We start from the raw sequence: 17,611 nt of genomic DNA, 5'->3' as shown, positions 1-17,611 counted from the left end.
GCGTCACGGGGTGGTCAGGTCGAAACGCCGCACGGTGACCGCGCCACCGAGCGCCTGCGTCGCGTGGTTGAAGATGGCGAACCGGTAGCCCATGAAGAACTGCCAGTTGTTCGCCAGCGTCAGGGCGTTGCCGAACGAGGTGAAGTTGACCCCGTCGGTGCTGTACGAGAAGCGGGCCTGTCGGCCGGAGCCGGGTCTGATGTCGGCGTTGGCGCGCAACCAGATCCGGCCACCGGAGACGGCGGTGCTCGCCACCTCGCTGCCGGTGCTGGTGGTGTTCCAGCTGCCGTCCATCGTCAGGCCGTTCTGCATGACCAGCCGGGTGGACCCGTTGTCCCGTCGGACTCCGATCCAGGCCGACGAGTTGCGCAGCACCGCCAGGCCGGTGCGATCACCGTCGCGCATGGTGGAGTAGTCCAGCTCGATGGTCGCGGTCGAGGTGGGCCCCTGGATGCGGTGGGTCAGCGTGTTACGCGCCTTGTACAGGTCGTTGGTGACGGTGGCGGTCTGCAGGTTCAGCCCGTTGTTGACCGACCACTTGCTGTTGTCCGGGTTGTGGTTCCACTCCCACTGCGGGCCGAGCGTGGTGCCGGCGAACGTGTCGGTGCCGGTGAGCGGCTTGACCGCCCGGGGCGGCGCGGGCAGGTTGGGCTTCGGGTACGAGCTGCCCCAGGTGCCGTTCACCGTCTGCAGCACCGGCCAGCCGTCGCCGGTCCAGGTGATCGGGGCCATGGCCGGCATCCGACCACCGGGGTACGCGTCGACGAAGGACATGTAGTACCAGTCGCCGTTCTGGGTCTGCACCAGCCCACCCTGGTGCGGCACACCGCCGCCGGAGATCGGACCGGGCAGGTTGAGCAGCACCTGACGCTGCTCGTACGGGCCGAACGGGCCGTTCGTCGACTTCAGCACGTACTGACCGTTGGCCGGGCGGGTGAGCCAGATGTAGTAGGCGCCGTTGCGCTTGTAGAAGCGGGCACCCTCCAGCGTCCCGATGCTCGACGGGGTCTGGTACACCTGCTGGGCGCGGACCTGGGACTTCCCGTCCGCGGACAGCTGCGCCACGCTGATGGTGCCGTTGCCGTACGCCACGTACATGGTGTCGTTGTCGTCGATCAGCATCCCCGCGTCGTAGTAGCAGTTGGGGATGGTGGTGTGCTTGCTCCAGGCGCCGTCGACGGCGGACGCGGTGTAGATGTGGGTCTGCGCGAAGTCGATGCACCCGGCCCAGTAGTACGTCCGGTTGCTCGGCCGGTAGTTCAGCGTCGACGCCCAGATCCCGTCGACGTACGCGTTGCCGCCACTCATGTCGTACTTCGACCCGAAATCGAGGCGGGGTACGGAGTGACCGGCGAACTCCCAGTTGACCAGGTCGTACGAGCGCAGGACCGGCGCGCCGGGCGAGTAGTGCATGGTGGACGCCGACATGTAGTAGGCGTTGTCCACCCGGATGATGTCGACGTCGGCGAAGTCCTGCCAGACCACGGGGTTCGGGTACGTGCCGTTCGACGGGGGTGGCGTCGTGGGGTCGGTCCCGCCGTCGACGCGGACGAGCTGCCACTGCTGGTTGGTGCCGTTCCAGTCGTCGTACTGCACGATGTTGCCACCGTCGGCGGTCGAGGCGCCCTGCACCTCCATCACCTTGTTGCTGTTGCGGTTGATCAACCGGACGTAGCCGCCGTCCGAGTCTGCCAGCCGGAACTGCTGGTTGGTGCCGTTGTTGTCGGTCCACTGCACGACGCTGGCGCCGTTGGCGGTCGAGCGGCCGGAGACGTCCAGTACCTTGCCCGACAACCTCGACTTGAGTCGGTAGTAGCCGCCTCCGGAGTCCACGAACTGCCACTGCTGCTGGTTGCCGTTGTTGCGCGTCCACTGGGTGATCCGCGCACCGTCGTTCGTGGCCAGGTTGTACACGTCCACGGCCTTGCCACTGTTGCGGTTCACCAACACGTACCAGGCGCTGGTGTCGACGGTGGCCGCTGACGCGGGCGACGAGGCGACGGCCGCAGCCGCGCCACCGACCACCAGCACCATCGCGGCGACGGCGAGTCTCGACAGCCACCCGCGCCGTCGTGGCGCACCCCGGGGAACCCGACCGATGGAAAGCATGATCCTCCTCTGCTGACGCGAACCGTGCGGTCTGGGTCGGCGTCCGCGGCACCGGGCGGGGCACCGAGCTGACCATGCCCGGCCATGTGATCGCTAACACCGATCGCCCGACCGTCGCGGTGACGAGGTGCCGAAACCGCTGGGTCAGGACGCGCGCGCGGCCGGACCAGCCAACGACATCGACCATCTTGGTTATAGACTGTGAGCGATAACATGCTGTTAGTCAAGGCGTAACACAACCGCCTCGTGGCCCGGCTGGCGCACACGCGAACGGGTGGCCCACCCCCGCCCGCAGGCAGGGGTGGACCACCCGTTTCCGTACGATCCGACAGCGCGAATCAGAAGCCGCGAGCCAGCCGGTGGTAGGCCTGGTTCCAGCGCAGCTCGTCGGCGAAGCGGCGGGGCTCCGTGTCGGCGTCGATGACGACCAGCTCGGTGCGGCTCATCTCCGCCAGGTCGTGCAGCTCCTCCACGCCCACCGCCTGCGACAGCACGGTGTGGTGCGGGGCGCCCGCGGTGATCCACGCCTCGGCCGAGACCGGCAGGTCAGGACGCGGACGCCAGACGGCACGGGCGACCGGCAGCCGGCGCAGCGGTTGCGGCGGGGCCACCACGTCGATCTCGTTGGCCACCAGCCGGAAGCGCTCACCCATGTCGGACAGCCCGAGCACCACGGCCGGGCCGGGTGCGGCGTCGAACACCAACCGGACCGGGTCCTCCCGGCCACCGATGCTCAGCGGGTGGATCTCCACGTTGGGCACGTCGGAGGCGATGGTCGGGCAGACCTCCAGCATGTGGGCCCCGAGCACCAACTCGTTGCCCGGGGTGAGGTCGTAGGTGTAGTCCTCCATGAACGACGTACCGCCGCTCACGCCCACCGACATCGCCTTGAGGGTGCGGACCAGGACCGAGGTCTTCCAGTCGCCCTCGCCGCCGAAGCCGTAGCCGTCGGCCATCAACCGCTGCACGGCGATGCCCGGCAGCTGACGCAGCCCCCCGAGGTCCTCGAAGTTCGTCGTGAAGGCCCGGAACCCGCCCGCGTCCAGGAAGGCCCGCATGCCCAGCTCCACCCGCGCGGCGTACCGCAGCGAGTCGTGCTGCTCGCCACCGGGCAGCAGCTCGCCGACGATGCGGTAGGTGTCCTCGTACTCCTTGACCAGGTCGTCCACCTGCGCGTCGGTGACCTCGCCGACCACCTCGACCAGGTCGTTGACGCCGTAGGTGTTGACCGAGACGCCGAACCGCAGCTCGGCCTCGACCTTGTCGCCCTCGGTCACCGCGACGTCGCGCATGTTGTCACCGAAGCGGGCCAGGCGCAGCGACCGCATCGCCGACCAGCCCAGCGCGGCGCGGGCCCACGCCCCGACCCGAGTGGTCACCCGCGGGTCGCTGACGTGCCCGGCCACCGTCTTGCGGGCCACACCGAGACGCGTCTGGATGTACCCGAACTCGCGGTCGCCGTGGGCGGCCTGGTTCAGGTTCATGAAGTCCATGTCGATGTCGTTCCACGGGAGCAGAACGTTGGCCTGGGTGTGCAGGTGCAGCAGCGGCGTCTGCAACGCGTCCAGACCGGAGATCCACATCTTGGCCGGCGAGAACGTGTGCATCCAGGCGATGACCCCGACGGCACCCTGAGCGGCGGCCTCCCGACAGACCTGCAGGATCTCACCGCTGTTGGTCAGGACGGGCTTCCAGACCACGCGGGCGGGAATCTGCGGCGAGTCGTCGAGCGCGGCCGCGATCTGGCGGGACTGCTCGGCCACCTGGCGGAGCGTCTCCTCGCCGTACATGCCTTGGCTGCCGGTGAGGAACCAGATCTCGGGTTCGGTGTGTGGTGCCATGGAGTTGCCTTCCGCGAGAGGGGCGGTCACTTGTAACGGATTCCGATGAGGCGCTGGAGGAGGATGAACGCGAAGAGCAGACCACCAATCACGATCTTGGTCCACCAGGAGTTGAGGCTCCCATCGAAGGTGATGAGGGTCTGGATCACGCCGAGGACCAGCACGCCGAGCACCGTGCCGAAGACGTAGCCCGCGCCGCCGGTGAGCACCGTGCCACCGATGACGACGGCGGCGATGACGTCCAGTTCCATCCCCACGGCGATCAGCGGCGCACCGGAGAGGGTGTAGAAGGACAGCAGGATCCCACCGATGGCCGAGCAGAGACCACTGATCGTGTAGACGGCGATCCGGGTCCGCCCGACGGGCAAGCCCATCAGCAGCGCCGACTGCGGGTTGCCGCCGATGGCGTACACATTGCGTCCCAGCCGGGTGTAGGCCAGCGTGTACGCGGCGATGCAGACCACCACGAAGGCGATCAGCACGCTGATCGACACGAAGTTGCCCTGGGGGTTGCCGATCCGCTCCTGCGACATCGAGGTCCAGAACCCGTCGGTGATCGGGATCGACGCGCCGGAGATGAAGGTGCACATGCCCCGGGCGAAGAACATCCCGGCGAGCGTGACGATGAACGGCTGGATCTCGAAGAAGTGGATGACGCAGCCCATCAGCAGGCCGAGCGTCGGGCCGATGAGCAGGGCGATGACCAGCACCAGCGCCGCCGGCATGCCGTCCTGGAGCAGCGCGGCCGACACCATCGCCGTCATGGCGACCACCGACCCGACCGACAGGTCGATGCCACCGGTGAGGATCACGAAGGTCATGCCCACCGCGACGACGAGCAGGAAGCCGTTGTCGATGAAGACGTTGAAGATGACCTGGACGTTGGAGAACGCCGTGTACTGCGAGACGCCGATGCCGTACATCACCAGCAGCAGGGCGAGCGTCGCCAGGACCGGTATCTGCTTCCTCGGCAGCCGGAACCGGGTACGACCGGCGGTAAGCGTTCCAGTGGTCATGCCGGCACCTGCTCCTTCGGCTTGTCGGCGATGGTGGCGGGCGGCGGGACGTTGCGCCTACGTCGGCTGAACCGGGCCCGGAAGGCCGGTGCCTGGATGAGGCAGACGGCGATGACGACGACCGCCTTGAACAGCAGCGAGGTCTGCGGCGAGATGTCCATGGCGTACACAGTGGTGGTCAGGGTCTGGATGATCAGCGCGCCGATGATCGTGCCACTCAGGAAGAACCGGCCGCCCGCGAGGGACGTACCGCCGATGACGACAGCGAGGATCGCGTCCAGCTCGACCCAGAGGCCGGCGGCGTTGCCGTCGGCGCTGGAGACGTTGGCCGTCATCATGAAACCGGCGACCGCGGCACACGCGGCGCTGATGACGTACGCGAGGAAGATGACCCGGCCGGACCGGATGCCGGCGAGCCGGCTGGCCGTGGCGTTGCCGCCCACCGACTCGATGATCATGCCGAGTGCGGTGCGACGGGTGAACGCCGCCACCAGCAGCGCCGCGGCTAGCGCGATGAAGATGGCAAGCGGCAGGGTCAACGCGTGGCCCAGGCCGATCGCCCGGTACGGCTCGGAGTTGATGGTGATGATCTGACCCTCGGTGATCAGCTGGGCGAGACCCCGGCCGGCGACCATCAGGATCAGGGTGGCGATGATCGGTTGGATCCCGATCACGGCAACCAGCACCCCGTTCCAGGCGCCGAGCACGAGCGCGACCCCCATCGCCATCGCGAGGGCGGTCACCACCACGCCGAGGCTGTTCTGGTCGGGCTGCTTGCTGATGTACATGCAGGCGATCGCGCCGCTGATCGCGCAGAGCGAGCCGACCGACAGGTCGATGCCGCCGGTCGAGATGACCAGGGTCATGCCCAGCGCGACGAGGATCAGCGGCGCGCTCAGCCGCAGGATGTCGATCGGCGTGCCGTACAGGTGCCCGTCCTTGAGCTCGACGGACAGGAACCCGGGCCGGTAGATCGTGTTCGCGGCGAGCATGACGAACAGCACGGCGGCGGGCCAGAACAGCCGGTGACCGATCATCGTCCGATAGCGGCTCATGGTGTCGTTCATCGGTCTGCCTCCTCCCGGTGGGATCCGCTGGCGATGGTCTGCATGATGCGGTCGGCGTCCAGGCTCTCGTCGTTGGCGAGCTGCGCGACCATCTGCCGATCCCGCATCACCGCCACCTTGTGGCTGAGGCGCAGCACCTCCTCCAGCTCGGCGGAGATGAACAGCACCGCCATGCCACCGTCGGACAGCTGCGTCACCAGCTTCTGGATCTCGGTCTTCGCCCCGATGTCGATGCCCCGGGTCGGCTCGTCGAGGATCAACAGTCGTGGCTCGGTGATGAGCCACCGGGCCAGCAGCACCTTCTGCTGGTTGCCGCCGGAGAGGTTGCGGACCGGCACCTCCGGGTCGGCGGGCCGGATGTTGAGCGCCTTGACGTACTTGTCGACCAGCTCGTCCTGGCGGCGACGCGGAATGGGCCGCAGCCAGCCGCGGGCCGCCTGCATGGCGAGGATCATGTTCTCGCGGACCGACAGGTCGGCGACGATCCCCTCGGCGCGGCGGTTCTCCGAGCAGAAGCCCACGCCGTGGTCGATGGCCTGCGCGGGGGTGCGCAGGCTGCTCGCCGTGCCGTCGATCGCGACCTGACCGCCGTCGGTCCGGTCGGCCCCGAACAACAACCGCGCGACCTCGGTACGCCCCGAGCCCAGCAGGCCGGCCAGGCCCACCACCTCGCCGGCGTGGATGGTGAGGCTGAACGGCTCCACCGCGCCCGACCGACCGAAGTTGGACACCGCCACCAGGGGAGTGCCCTCCTCCAGCACGGCCAGGTCTCGTCGGGAGTGCTCCTCGATGCCCTCCAGGACGTCGAGCTCCTTGCCGATCATCTTCTCCACCAGGGAGAGCTGGGGCAGCTCGGCGGTCTGGTACTCGCCGACGAGCCCGCCGTTGCGCAGCACCGTGATCCGGTCGGCGATCTCGTAGACCTGGTCGAGGAAGTGGGTCACGAACAGGATGGCGATGCCCTCGTCGCGCAGTTGCCGCATGATGCGGAACAGCTGCGCGACCTCGCTGGCGTCGAGGCTCGACGTCGGCTCGTCCAGGATCAGCACCCGGGCCTTGATGTCGATGGCGCGGGCGATGGCGACCATCTGCTGGATCGCCAGGGAGTACGAGCCCAGCGGCGCGCTGACGTCGAGGTCGAGGTCGAGGCGGGCCAGCAGGGCGCGGGCGCGACGGCGAACCTCACCCCAGCGGACGGCGCCGAGGAGCCGGGGCTCCCGACCGATGAAGATGTTCTCCGCCACCGAGAGGTTGGTGCAGAGGTTGACTTCCTGGTAGACGGTGCTCACACCGGCGGCGTTCGCCTGCATCGGCCCGCTGAACGACACGGGTTCGCCGTCGAGGGTGATCGTGCCCTCGTCGGTGTCGTAGACACCGGTCAGCACCTTGATGAGGGTCGACTTGCCGGCGCCGTTCTCGCCCATCAGGGCGTGCACCTCGCCGGGAAAGAGCTGGAAGTTGACGTCGTGGAGTGCGCGCACCCCGGGGAAGGACTTGCTGATCCCGGTCATCGTCAGGACCGGACGGCTATCCGTCATCCCATCAGACCTCTTCTGGGTTGTCGACACGGAAGGGCCGCTACGCGCCCGCAGCGCCCGCCCGGTCGTCCCTGGGGGCGCTCGGGCGGGCATCGTACGGGGGTGGTCGCGGGCCAAGCCCGGTCCGTTTCGGGTAGGAAAGCGACGCGGCGGGGCCGCCACGCGAGCGCGGCGACCCCGTCGTCGATCAGTACTTGCGGTTGGGCAGAGCTTCCTTGGCCTGCTCGGTCGTGAAGGTGGTCTCCTGCGTCTCGATCCGAGCAGGCACCTCCTGACCGTCCTTGACCTTCTTGGCGAGGTCCATCAGCTGTGGGCCGAGCAGCGGGCTGCACTCCGCGATGAAGTTGAACTTCCCGTCGGCGAGAGCCTGCATGCCGTCCTTGACAGCGTCGATCGTGATGATGGTGATGTCCTTGCCCGGCACCTTGCCCGCGGCGGTGATCGCCTCGAGCGCGCCCAGGCCCATGTCGTCGTTGTGCGCGAACAGCACGTCGATCTTCGGGTTGGCCTTGAGGAACTGCTCCATGACCTGCTTACCGCCGGCCCGGGTGAAGTCGCCCGTCTGGGAGGCGATGACCTTCAGGTTCGGGTTGGCGGCGATCGCCTCGCCGAAGCCCTTCTTGCGGTCGTTCGCCGGTGCCGCGCCGGTGCTGCCCTGCAGCTCGACGATGTTCACCGGACCCGAGGCGGTCTTCTTCTGCTCGACCAGCCACTCACCCGCGAGCCGGCCCTCCTTCACGAAGTCCGAGCCGAGGAAGGTCTTGTACAGCGACTTGTCGGCCGAGTCGACCGAGCGGTCGGTCAGGATGACCGGGATGCCGGCGTCCTTGGCCTCCTTGAGCACGGTGTCCCAACCGGACTCCACCACCGGCGAGAAGGCGATCACGTCGACCTTCTGCTGGATGTAGTTGCGGATCGCCTTGATCTGGTTTTCCTGCTTCTGCTGAGCGTCGTCGAACTTCAGCTCGATCCCGGCGGCCGTGGCGGCCTCCTTGATCGAGATGGTGTTCGCGGTACGCCAGCCGCTCTCCGCACCGACCTGGGAGAAGCCCATCGTGATCTTGCCGTCGTCCTTGGTGCCGCCGCCGCCGGTGTCGCTGTTGCCGCAGGCCGCCACGCCGCCGACCAGCAACACACTGGCGAGGACCGCGACAGCGCGCCACGGAGCGGACTGCGTTCGCATCTTTCCCATCGAATCTCCTTGGCTGGATGTGGTGGGTAACCGCGCCAACCGCCGAGGTGCGAAAGAGCGGCGTACGCGGGTGGTGCGTGCTGGTACGTCGTGGTGCAGACCGACGGGCCCCGGGTTATCGGTGCAGGGTCAGGAGCCCGCCGGTGCGACTGGTTGTTGGCCGTAGACGTTCTGGTAGCGGTCGTAGAGCGAGTCGATGTCGGCCTGTGCCATCGGGACCGGCTGCCCGAGGGTGTGGGCCAGGTGCGCGGTACGGGCCACGTCCTCGCACATGACCGCCGCCTTGACCGCCGCGCGGGCATCGCGGCCGATGGTGAACACGCCGTGGTTGCGCATCAGCACCGCCGGCGAGCGGTGCCCGGAGAGCGTGGCGACGATGCCCTTGCCGATGTCGTCACCACCGATCAGCGCGAACGGCCCGATCGGGATCTCCCCACCGAACTCGTCGGCCTGCGCGGTGAGGTGGCAGGGAATCGACTCCCCACACGCGGCCCAGGCTGTCGCGTACGAGCTGTGCGTGTGCACGACCCCGCCGACCTCGGGCATGGCCCGGTAGACGTAGGCGTGGGCGGCGGTGTCGCTGGACGGGGCGAAGTCGCCCTCGACGAGCACGCCGTCGAGGTCGCACACCACCATCGTGGCCGCGGTGAGGTCGTCGTAGCTCACCCCACTCGGCTTGATCACCATCAGATCCTGGCCGGGGACCCGCGCGGAGACGTTGCCGGACGTCCAGGCGACCAGGTTGTACCGGGTCAGCTCGGCGTGCAGGCGGGCGACGGTCTCGCGCAGCTCGCCGATCTGTCGGGTCACCTCGGCGTTCACGCCACCACCTCCAGCGGGGCCTCGTGCGGGGTCGCGGCGGTCTCGACCGCCGCGTTGCGGATCGCCCGCAGGCGGAGCATGACGTCGTTGCCGCCACGTCCGAAGTGGTCGTGCAGCGCCCGGTACTCGGCGTAGAGGGCGTCGTAGGCGCGCGCCCGCTCGGGGTCCGGACGGTAGACGGCCTCGTGCACCCGACCCATCGCCTGCGACGCCTCGTGGATCGAGGGGAACTCACCGGCGGCGACGGCGGCGTGGATCGCCGAGCCGAGCGCCGGCCCCTGCGCCGAGGCGATGATGTTCAGCGGTCGCCTGGTCACGTCGGCGTAGATCTGCATCAGCAGCGCGTTGTTGGTCAGACCACCGGCGATCACCAGGTCGTTCACCGGAACTCCGGCGTCGACGAACGCCTCGATGATCATCCGGGTGCCGTACGCGGTGGACTCCAGCAGGGCCCGGTAGATGTCCGCCGGCCGGGTGGCCAGGGTCATGCCGACGATCAGCCCGCTGAGGTCGTGATTGACCAGCAGGGAACGGTTGCCGTTCCACCAGTCCAGGGCGATCAGGCCGTGCGCGCCGACGGGCTGGCTCGCGGCCAGCTCGGTGAGGCGCTCGTGCGAGTCGACGCCCGCCGGGGCGGCGTGCTCGACGAACCAGCCAAAGATGTCGCCGACGCCGCTCTGGCCGGCCTCGTAACCCCACGCGCCGGGGCTGATGCCGCCGTCCACGACACCGCACATGCCGGCCACCTCAGCGACCTCCGCGCCGTTGACGACGTGGCAGGTGGAGGTGCCCATGATGGCGACCAGCCGACCGGGCTCCACCGCCTGCGCCGACGCCGCGGTGACGTGCGCGTCGACGTTGCCGACGGCGACCGCGATGCCCTCCGGCAGGCCGGTCCAGGCGGCGGCCTGGGCGGTGAGCGCGCCGGCCCGGGCACCGAGGGGCAGCAACGGGCCGTCCAGCTTGGCCACGAAGTCGCCGAAGTTGGGGTTGAGTGCGGTCAGGAAGCCCTCGGAGGGGTAGTGACCGTCCTGCAGGATGCCCTTGTATCCGGCCGTGCAGACGTTGCGGGTCTCGGTGCCGCAGAGCTGCCAGACGATCCAGTCGGCCGCCTCGATGAAGCGCTCGGCCCGGTCGTAGACCTCCGGGTCCTCCTCCAGGATCTGCAGGCCCTTGGCGTACTGCCACTCGGCGGAGATCTTGCCGCCGTACCGGCCGATCCACGGCTCGGCCCGCTCATGGGCCAGCGCGTTGATCCGGTCGGCGTGCGGCTGCGCGGCGTGGTGCTTCCACAGCTTGACCCAGGCGTGCGGTCGGTCGCGCAGCTCGGGGGTTTCGCACAGCGGCGTGCCGTCGGCGAGCGTCGGCAGCACGGTGCAGGCGGTGAAGTCGATGCCGATGCCGACCACCGCCGCCGGGTCCACCCCCGCGGCGGACACCGCCGCCGGGACGGCGTACCGAAGCACGTCGCGGTAGTCCTGCGGGTTCTGCAGGGCCCAGTCCGGGGGTAGCGATCGACCTCCCGGAAGCGCCGTGCTGATCACGCCATCGCCGTACTCGTGCACCGCGGTCCCCAACTCGGCACCATCGCCGACACGGACCACTAGAGCTCGCCCGGACAGGGTGCCGTAGTCGACACCGACGACGTAGCGGTCGTCAGCTCCGTCCACACGGTTCATGTTCACCTCCACCGTTAACGGGGATAGTGTTAACGCTCACATCCAGGCTCGTCAAGACATCTACCCGCAACAGCTCCGTAACGGAACGCGGAAGGCGGACCGACTCGGGAGGGTAGATAGCGGACCGGTGCAAACCGTGAGGTTCCGGGCCTCAACTGCGGTAGCCATCTGACGAATGGGGTCGACGTCCGGAACAAGCGCCGCCCGGAGAGCCGTCGACAGGCCGCGCGACAGGTCCAGTGCGTCGCACACCCCGGCGGCGCCGTCCGATAGCGACCACTTCTTTCTTGCGGATGATGGCAGCGATAACATCCCCGGGGTGTCGCGGTCGCGTGCTCGGATCGGCGCGACAGCCATTGATGACCATGCAGGCTCATGGCGGAGCGCTCCGGAGGGCGGCTCGCCCAGCGCGCGGCCGGACGGCGTGCCCGTGTTATCGATAACATTCAACGTCCTGGTGTGCACGGGTCGCGCGGTCGGCCCGCGTCGAACGGCGCGTCGGGCGCCGCCGAAGGCAAGATCCACTCGTGTTTCTTGGAGTCGCGCGGTCCGCCGCCACGTGATCGGCTGATGTCACGAAATCCGAGTCGATCACGCACTAAACGTCGGCGGTCCGCCGCCCGGTCACGCGCCGTGGCGCCGACCCGCCGGTCGATCACGCGCCCGCGTTGGCGGTCCGCCGGTCGTACGACGCCATGAGCCGGCGGCCCGGCCCCTGTGGGCCGAGCCGCCGGCTCATGTTGCGATGGCGCCACCGCGCCGGTCGGGTCAGGCCGTCCGGTTGCGGTTGTACAGGGCCTTGGCCCAGAGGAAGCAGCCCACGCTGATGACGGTGCACCAGATGACGGCGATGACCCCGTTGGCGCCGATCCCGGTGCCGAGGAGCAGGCCGCGAAGGGTCTCCATGACGGGCGTGAAGGGCTGGTAGTCAGCGAACAGCCGCACGGCGGTCGGCATGGAGTCGGTGGGGACGAACCCGCTGCCGAGGAATGGCAGGAGGATCAGCGGCATGGGCAGGTTGCTGGCCGTCTCGACGCTGTCACTGACCAGACCGAGGGCGACTGACAGCCAGGTGAGCGCAAAGGTGATCATGGCGAGGACGCCGACCGCCGCCAGCCATTCGACCGGGTTGGCCGTGGGCCGGAACCCGACAAGCAGCGCCACGACGGTGACGGCCACGAGGCTGAGCATGGTCTGCACCAGGCTGCCCAGTACGTGACCCGTCAGGACCGACGGTCGGAAGATCGACATTGTGCGGAATCGGGCGATGATCCCCTCGGTCATGTCCATCGCGACCGAGATGGCGGTGCCCTGCGCGGCGCTGACCACAGTGATGAGCAGGATGCCGGGGGTGACGTAGTTGGCGTACTGGGAACGGTCGCCGGACGGGCCGAGGCCGGCGCCCAGCGTGCCGCCGAAGACGTAGACGAAGAGCAGCAGGATGATGATCGGGATGCCGATGAGCAGGAACGTCATCGACGGGTACCGCCGCATGTGCAGCAGGTTGCGCCGCAGCATGGTGCTCGAGTCGCGGACGGCGAGGGAGAGGGTGCTCATCGCGCGGGAGCCCTTTCGTGGTCGGGTCGGCCGGCCCGCGTGTCGGGCTGACCGGTGAGGGTGAGGAAGACGTCGTCGAGGTCGGGGGTGTGTACGGAAAGCCCCGCCACGCTGATCGAGGCGCTGTCGAGCTGGTCGAGCAGGGATCGCAGCGACCCGACCCCGCCGTCACTCGGCACCTGGAGGGTGAGCGCCGCGTCGTCCCGGGTGCCGGTCTCGAACGTCCGGGCCGCCGAGTCGAGCCCCTCCTGGTCGGCGAACTGCAACACCACGTGGCCGCCCGGGATGAGCCGCTTGAGTTCGCGCGGGGTGCCTTCGGCGATCAGTCGGCCGTGGTCGAGGAACGCCACCCGGTCGGCGAGTTGGTCGGCCTCCTCCAGGTACTGCGTGGTGAGCAGGATGGTGACGCCCTCGGCAGCGAGCGCGCGGATGATGTGCCACATGGCCCGGCGGCTGCGCGGGTCGAGGCCGGTGGTCGGCTCGTCGAGGAAGATGACGCGGGGCTCGCCGACCAGTGTCATCGCGAGGTCGAGCCGCCGGCGCATGCCACCGGAGTACGTCGACACCGGCTTGCCCGCCGCCTCGGTCAGGTCGAACTGGTCGAGCAGGTCGGCGATCCGCCGCCGACCCGCGGCCCTGTCCAGGTGGCACAGGTCGGCCATCAGGGTCAGGTTCTCCCGACCGGTGAGCAGGTTGTCGACGGCGGAGAACTGGCCGGTGACACCGATCAGCGCGCGTACCGCGTCGGGCTCCCGGGTCAGGTCGTGGCCGAAGACGCGGGCGTTACCGCCGTCGGGGTTGATCAGGGTGGAGAGGATCTGCACGGTGGTGGTCTTGCCGGCGCCGTTGGGACCGAGCAACGCGAAGATCGTGCCTTCGCTGATCATCAGGTCGATGCCGTCCAGCACCACCTTGTCGCCGTAGGACTTTCGCAGGTCGGTGGCGACGATCGCGGGGTTCATGGAGCTGGTCATGGTCTCCTCATTTGTGGTCGGCGCGGTGATCGGTCAGACGCGGGGGTGGATCAGGCGCGGCGGATCATGACGTCGCCGTAGGAGGTGTTCGCCCGGACCTCGACCGTCTCGTCGGTCTGCGCCGGGCTGTCGGTCGACTCCAGCGCGTTGTGCACGCGGCCGTGCTTGGAACTGACGTCGAGCCAGGCGGCGGTCCCGCGACGGATGCCGACCTCGATCGCGCCGTAGGAGGTCTGCACGTCGATCGCGCCGCGGGTGACCTCACCGAGCCGCAGGTTGCCGTAGGCGGTGCGCGCGGTCACCGAGGCCAGCGACGCGTCCACGGTGATGTCGCCGTAGGCCGTGTTGATCCGGACGTCGCCACCGCTGCGGCCGATCCAGCAGTCGCCGGACGAATTCTTGATCTCGGCGGTGCCGTCGACAGCGCCGATGCGCACCTTGCCGGACGAGGCCTTCACCCGGGCGGAGCCCAGGACGTGCTCGACCGCCACCTCGCCGTGACTGCTGTCGATCTCCAACGGCCCGGTCTCGTCGAGTCGGATACCGCTCCCGGTCTTGATCCGGCACTCGCCGAGCCGACCCTCGCAGCGGAACGCCGCCCACGACGCCTCGGCGTGCACCCGTGACCCGGTCGGCACCTCGATCAGAACGTCGACCGACGGGCCGGGGCCGAACCCGTAGCGGCGCCAACTCTTCGGCACCCGGATCACCAGCTGCCCGGCGGCGAACTCGACTGTGGTCTGTTCCGCGGCGCTCACGTCGGCCTTGCTCGACGGGTCGCGGGGTCGCACCGTCACCGCCGTGTCGGTGCGGTCGCTCGCGGCGATCCAGGCATCGCCGATCGGCATCTCGATCTGGACGGAAATCGGTTCTGGCGTCTCGAAAACAGGCATGGTGGTCTCCCGAGATGTGGTCGGCGAAGGTCGCCGCTGGTCAGCGGCGTGGTGGAAGGGGTGCGGGAAGTTAGCGGGCCCAGCCGGTGAAGTGCTGGCCGGAGCGCGGCTCCGGCCGGCGGGGTGGACGACGCTCCGTGTCGCCGGCCCCGACGGCACCAGCGACGGCGCGCACCAGCCAGGCGTTCACCGAGAGCCCGGCGCGGCCGGCTGCGTCCTCGACGCTGGCCTTCAGGTGGTCGGGGAGCCGCAGGTTGATCCGCGAGGTGCCGCCCTCGTCCCCGTCGGGCGCGGACACCGGCACCGACAGTGGTGGCGGGCCGCTGGGCTCGCTCGCCGCCTCGACCGGCGGGCTGGCCGGTGTCACCACGAAGTCGGGCTCGCGCCCGCGCAACCGAACGTGCACCGACCCGGGTGCGAGGTCACGGGTGATCTCGTCGGCCGCGTCGGACAACGCTTCGAGCAGCGTGAGACGGGTGGCCGCCTCCAACTGCGCGAAGAGTCGTTCGGCCAGCGCCCGGGCCTCCGGGTCGACGCCCTCCGCGGCCACGGCGAACTCGTTACGCAGGTTCTCGACGTATGACCTCAGCTCCATGGCACCATCATGGCACCACTTTGGCTCAGAGCGCAACAGGCATGGCTCAGGAAGGCGTCTTGCCTGGCTCAGCTGACGGCCTTCCTGGTCTCAGAGGTCGCCGAAAACCCTCCGGACCAGGTGATTCGCGTCCTGCTGGCTCAGCCCGGAGGCGACCAGAAGGTCGCTGACGGTCGTCCGGACCTGTGCCACCACGACCGCACCGGAGAAGCCGACGCCGTCCCGGTAGGCGTGCCCGGCCGTCCGAACCGCCCGCAGCGCCTGTTCCCGCGCCCGGTTCGGCTCGGCGCCGACGGCGAACTGCCGCTTGAGCAGGCGGACGGCCTCGGCGAGATCGGCCACCGCCGTCGGCAACGGCTCCGGCACCGGCTCGCCGTCCTCGATGAGCGTCACCGACCGTCGGATCAGGGTGCCGCTGTTGCGCATCGCCCGGTCGATCGGCTCCGCCGCCTGCGCGTAGCGGCCCACCGGCCCGTGCCGTTGGTGCCAGTACACCGGTGACAGGGTGCTCGCCTCCCGGGCGCCCTGGGTCGCCTCGACGAACGCCTTCAACCGCCCCGCGCTCCGCCGCAGCTCACCCCGGGCGGCACGGGCCCGAGCGGCGTCCCGCTCGGTCAGCGCCTCGGCGGTGGCGTCGAGCTGGGTCGCGAGGAGATCAAACGCCGGCCGCGCGGCCCGGTTGAGCACCCGCAGCGGATTCAGCGGCAGCAACACGGCGGTGACCAGCAGCGCCACCCCTCCCCCGACGAGCGCGTCCACGAATCGGGGGATCTCCAGATCCCGGACGGCCGGGCTGAGCGTGGCGATCAGCACCGCCGTCGCCCCGGCCTGGATCACCACCGCCGCGCTGCCAGCGAGGAAGAGCGCGACGACGATCGCCAGCACCACGATCAGTGCGAGCTGCCACCACCCGGTGCCGATCACCACGAGCAGCAGGTCGCCGATCAACACTCCGACGGTGACGCCGATGATCAGCTCGACGGTGCGACGCAACCGCTGGCCGACGGACGCGGCGAGCGTCGAGACGGCGGAGATCGGCGCGAAGACCGGCTGCGACACCTGTAGCAGCGAGTGCGCCACCAGCCAGGACAGCGCCGCGGCCAGGCCGGCCTGTAGGGCGAGGCCGCCGATGCTCCGTACCCGACGGGCCCGGTCGCGCAACGCGGCCACCACCCGGTCCCACCACCGGGCGACGGTCGACGGGCCCGCGTCCGCTCCGCGCCGACCGGCAGCGACCATGGCGGCACCTACCCCGCCACGGCCGGATCAATCCTCGCCGGCACGGCCCGGCCGCCGTCAGCGCGAGGCGAGCGCCTTCTCGGCGTACGCCCAGAGCCGGTCGGACGCGGCCGGGTCCAGCGCGTGGGCGGCGACTCCGCCGGTAGCGTCGGGGCCACCGGGAATGACCTCTGCCTCCTGGTTGTCGTCGAAGTACCGGCCGCCAACGCCGTCGAGTAGGGGCGAGCCGGCGAGCAGCACGGTGGTCGACGCGCCCTGGGAGGGCTTCTTGTAGTACTCCGCCTCGATGAGGTTGCCCGCTTCGTCCATGGCGCCCATCGCCCGCATCGTGTCGTCGTCGATGTGGCGCTGGAGGTTGGTGAAGATGTACCCGGGGTTGAGGGCGTTCGCGGTGATCCCGTCCCTCGCCCACCGGCGGGTGATGCCGACCGCGAGCAGGACCTCCGCGGTCTTCGACTGGCCGTAGGCCGACCACGGGTCGTACGGGCGACGCTCGAACTGCGGGTCGTCGAAGTCGAACGGCGCGGCCAGGTGCGCCCCGGAACTGACCATCACTACCCGGGCCGCATCGGCCGCCCGCAGGTTGTCGTGCAGCCCTCGGGCCAGCGCGAAGTGGCCGAGGTGGTTCGTCGCGAGCTGGAGTTCCCAGCCCACGGCGGTCAGCTGGCGGGTCGGGATCGCCATGATTCCGGCGTTGGCGATCAGCACGTCGAGCGGGCCCTGCCAGGCCGCGACGAAGGCGTCGACCGACGCCAGGTCGGCGAGATCGAGGGCGGACGACCGAACCGTGCCCCGGGTGGCATCGGTGGCGAACTCCTCGGCGAGCCGGTCGGCCGCCCGCGGATTCCGGGTCGCGACGGTGACCTCGGCGCCGGCCCCGGCCAACGCGCGCACCGTCTCCACACCGATGCCGGAGGCCCCTCCGGTGACGATCATCCGGCGTCCGGTGAGGTCGACACCGTCGAGGACCTCGGCGGCGGTGGTGCGGGCGTTGAACGGGGTGGTGAGGCGTGGGTTCGCTGTCATGAAACCCAGGCTACGAACGCCCCGATCGGACTGCCTATAGTCTGGAGTCCTTCATACTTTCGT

The 17,611-nt window shown here is 69.4% G+C and carries 14 protein-coding genes; all 14 read right to left on the bottom strand.

What is annotated here, in order from left to right; translation table 11 throughout:
- Positions 1–3 precede the first annotated feature (3 nt).
- The 14 genes from IW249_RS18940 to IW249_RS18875 all read right to left on the bottom strand — a co-directional run bounded on the left by IW249_RS18940 (position 4) and on the right by IW249_RS18875 (position 17,548).
- On the bottom strand, positions 4–2,109 hold the full coding sequence (locus IW249_RS18940) for a family 43 glycosylhydrolase (RefSeq protein ID WP_196921974.1): 2,106 nt from the start codon (positions 2,107–2,109) through the stop codon (positions 4–6).
- Positions 2,110–2,447: 338 nt separating this feature from the next.
- Positions 2,448–3,950, bottom strand: coding sequence for an L-arabinose isomerase (gene araA, locus IW249_RS18935; RefSeq protein ID WP_196921973.1), 1,503 nt, complete (start codon positions 3,948–3,950; stop codon positions 2,448–2,450).
- A gap of 26 nt (positions 3,951–3,976) precedes the next feature.
- On the bottom strand, positions 3,977–4,966 hold the full coding sequence (yjfF, locus tag IW249_RS18930) for a galactofuranose ABC transporter, permease protein YjfF (RefSeq protein ID WP_196921972.1): 990 nt from the start codon (positions 4,964–4,966) through the stop codon (positions 3,977–3,979).
- Positions 4,963–6,033: an ABC transporter permease gene (locus IW249_RS18925; RefSeq protein WP_196921971.1), complete on the bottom strand. Its 1,071-nt coding sequence runs from the start codon at positions 6,031–6,033 to the stop codon at positions 4,963–4,965. Before IW249_RS18925 ends, yjfF begins: the two co-directional genes overlap by 4 nt.
- Entirely contained in the window at positions 6,030–7,571 is a 1,542-nt protein-coding gene (locus IW249_RS18920; RefSeq protein WP_196921970.1) for a sugar ABC transporter ATP-binding protein, read from the bottom strand. Before IW249_RS18920 ends, IW249_RS18925 begins: the two co-directional genes overlap by 4 nt.
- 187 nt (positions 7,572–7,758) lie before the next feature.
- Entirely contained in the window at positions 7,759–8,763 is a 1,005-nt protein-coding gene (locus IW249_RS18915; protein WP_372432980.1) for an ABC transporter substrate-binding protein, read from the bottom strand.
- Between the two features lie 129 nt (positions 8,764–8,892).
- Positions 8,893–9,585 carry an L-ribulose-5-phosphate 4-epimerase gene (locus tag IW249_RS18910; protein ID WP_196921969.1) on the bottom strand — a complete coding sequence of 231 codons (693 nt, stop codon included), beginning with the start codon at positions 9,583–9,585 and terminating at the stop codon, positions 8,893–8,895.
- Positions 9,582–11,264, bottom strand: a complete 1,683-nt coding sequence (araB, locus tag IW249_RS18905; RefSeq protein WP_196921968.1) for a ribulokinase — start codon at positions 11,262–11,264, stop codon at positions 9,582–9,584. Before araB ends, IW249_RS18910 begins: the two co-directional genes overlap by 4 nt.
- Before the next feature lie 768 nt (positions 11,265–12,032).
- Positions 12,033–12,821, bottom strand: a complete 789-nt coding sequence (locus tag IW249_RS18900) for an ABC transporter permease (RefSeq protein WP_196921967.1) — start codon at positions 12,819–12,821, stop codon at positions 12,033–12,035.
- The gene (locus IW249_RS18895; RefSeq protein WP_196921966.1) at positions 12,818–13,795 is read right to left on the bottom strand and encodes an ATP-binding cassette domain-containing protein; all 978 of its coding nucleotides are present in this window, start codon (positions 13,793–13,795) and stop codon (positions 12,818–12,820) included. The genes IW249_RS18900 and IW249_RS18895 overlap by 4 nt, the downstream gene beginning before the upstream one ends.
- Positions 13,796–13,845: 50 nt before the next feature.
- The gene (locus tag IW249_RS18890) at positions 13,846–14,688 is read right to left on the bottom strand and encodes a DUF4097 family beta strand repeat-containing protein (RefSeq protein WP_196921965.1); all 843 of its coding nucleotides are present in this window, start codon (positions 14,686–14,688) and stop codon (positions 13,846–13,848) included.
- 70 nt (positions 14,689–14,758) lie between these two features.
- Positions 14,759–15,283 carry a hypothetical protein gene (locus tag IW249_RS18885; protein WP_196921964.1) on the bottom strand — a complete coding sequence of 175 codons (525 nt, stop codon included), beginning with the start codon at positions 15,281–15,283 and terminating at the stop codon, positions 14,759–14,761.
- Between the two features lie 90 nt (positions 15,284–15,373).
- Positions 15,374–16,522 carry an FUSC family protein gene (locus IW249_RS18880; RefSeq protein WP_196921963.1) on the bottom strand — a complete coding sequence of 383 codons (1,149 nt, stop codon included), beginning with the start codon at positions 16,520–16,522 and terminating at the stop codon, positions 15,374–15,376.
- A gap of 57 nt (positions 16,523–16,579) precedes the next feature.
- Complete coding sequence (locus IW249_RS18875) at positions 16,580–17,548, bottom strand: SDR family NAD(P)-dependent oxidoreductase (RefSeq protein WP_196921962.1); 969 nt, start codon at positions 17,546–17,548, stop codon at positions 16,580–16,582.
- Positions 17,549–17,611 lie beyond the last annotated feature (63 nt).

It is taken from the genome of Micromonospora vinacea (assembly GCF_015751785.1).
In the GTDB taxonomy this organism is placed as follows: Bacteria; Actinomycetota; Actinomycetes; order Mycobacteriales; family Micromonosporaceae; genus Micromonospora; species Micromonospora vinacea.
The sequence above is the reverse complement of the archived record's forward strand: the minus strand, read 5'-3'. Positions and strand labels throughout refer to the sequence as shown.

What these genes read in the sequence shown, in the direction of transcription:
- IW249_RS18890 (WP_196921965.1), bottom strand. Translation starts at nt 14,688, where the DNA reads ATGCCTGTTTTCGAGACGCCAGAACCGATTTCCGTCCAGATCGAGATG.
- IW249_RS18920 (WP_196921970.1), bottom strand. Translation starts at nt 7,571, where the DNA reads ATGACGGATAGCCGTCCGGTCCTGACGATGACCGGGATCAGCAAGTCC.
- IW249_RS18915 (WP_372432980.1), bottom strand. Translation starts at nt 8,763, where the DNA reads ATGGGAAAGATGCGAACGCAGTCCGCTCCGTGGCGCGCTGTCGCGGTC.
- IW249_RS18880 (WP_196921963.1), bottom strand. Translation starts at nt 16,522, where the DNA reads ATGGTCGCTGCCGGTCGGCGCGGAGCGGACGCGGGCCCGTCGACCGTC.
- araB (WP_196921968.1), bottom strand. Translation starts at nt 11,264, where the DNA reads ATGAACCGTGTGGACGGAGCTGACGACCGCTACGTCGTCGGTGTCGAC.
- IW249_RS18940 (WP_196921974.1), bottom strand. Translation starts at nt 2,109, where the DNA reads ATGCTTTCCATCGGTCGGGTTCCCCGGGGTGCGCCACGACGGCGCGGG.
- araA (WP_196921973.1), bottom strand. Translation starts at nt 3,950, where the DNA reads ATGGCACCACACACCGAACCCGAGATCTGGTTCCTCACCGGCAGCCAA.
- yjfF (WP_196921972.1), bottom strand. Translation starts at nt 4,966, where the DNA reads ATGACCACTGGAACGCTTACCGCCGGTCGTACCCGGTTCCGGCTGCCG.
- IW249_RS18885 (WP_196921964.1), bottom strand. Translation starts at nt 15,283, where the DNA reads ATGGAGCTGAGGTCATACGTCGAGAACCTGCGTAACGAGTTCGCCGTG.
- IW249_RS18900 (WP_196921967.1), bottom strand. Translation starts at nt 12,821, where the DNA reads ATGAGCACCCTCTCCCTCGCCGTCCGCGACTCGAGCACCATGCTGCGG.
- IW249_RS18925 (WP_196921971.1), bottom strand. Translation starts at nt 6,033, where the DNA reads ATGAACGACACCATGAGCCGCTATCGGACGATGATCGGTCACCGGCTG.
- IW249_RS18895 (WP_196921966.1), bottom strand. Translation starts at nt 13,795, where the DNA reads ATGACCAGCTCCATGAACCCCGCGATCGTCGCCACCGACCTGCGAAAG.
- IW249_RS18875 (WP_196921962.1), bottom strand. Translation starts at nt 17,548, where the DNA reads ATGACAGCGAACCCACGCCTCACCACCCCGTTCAACGCCCGCACCACC.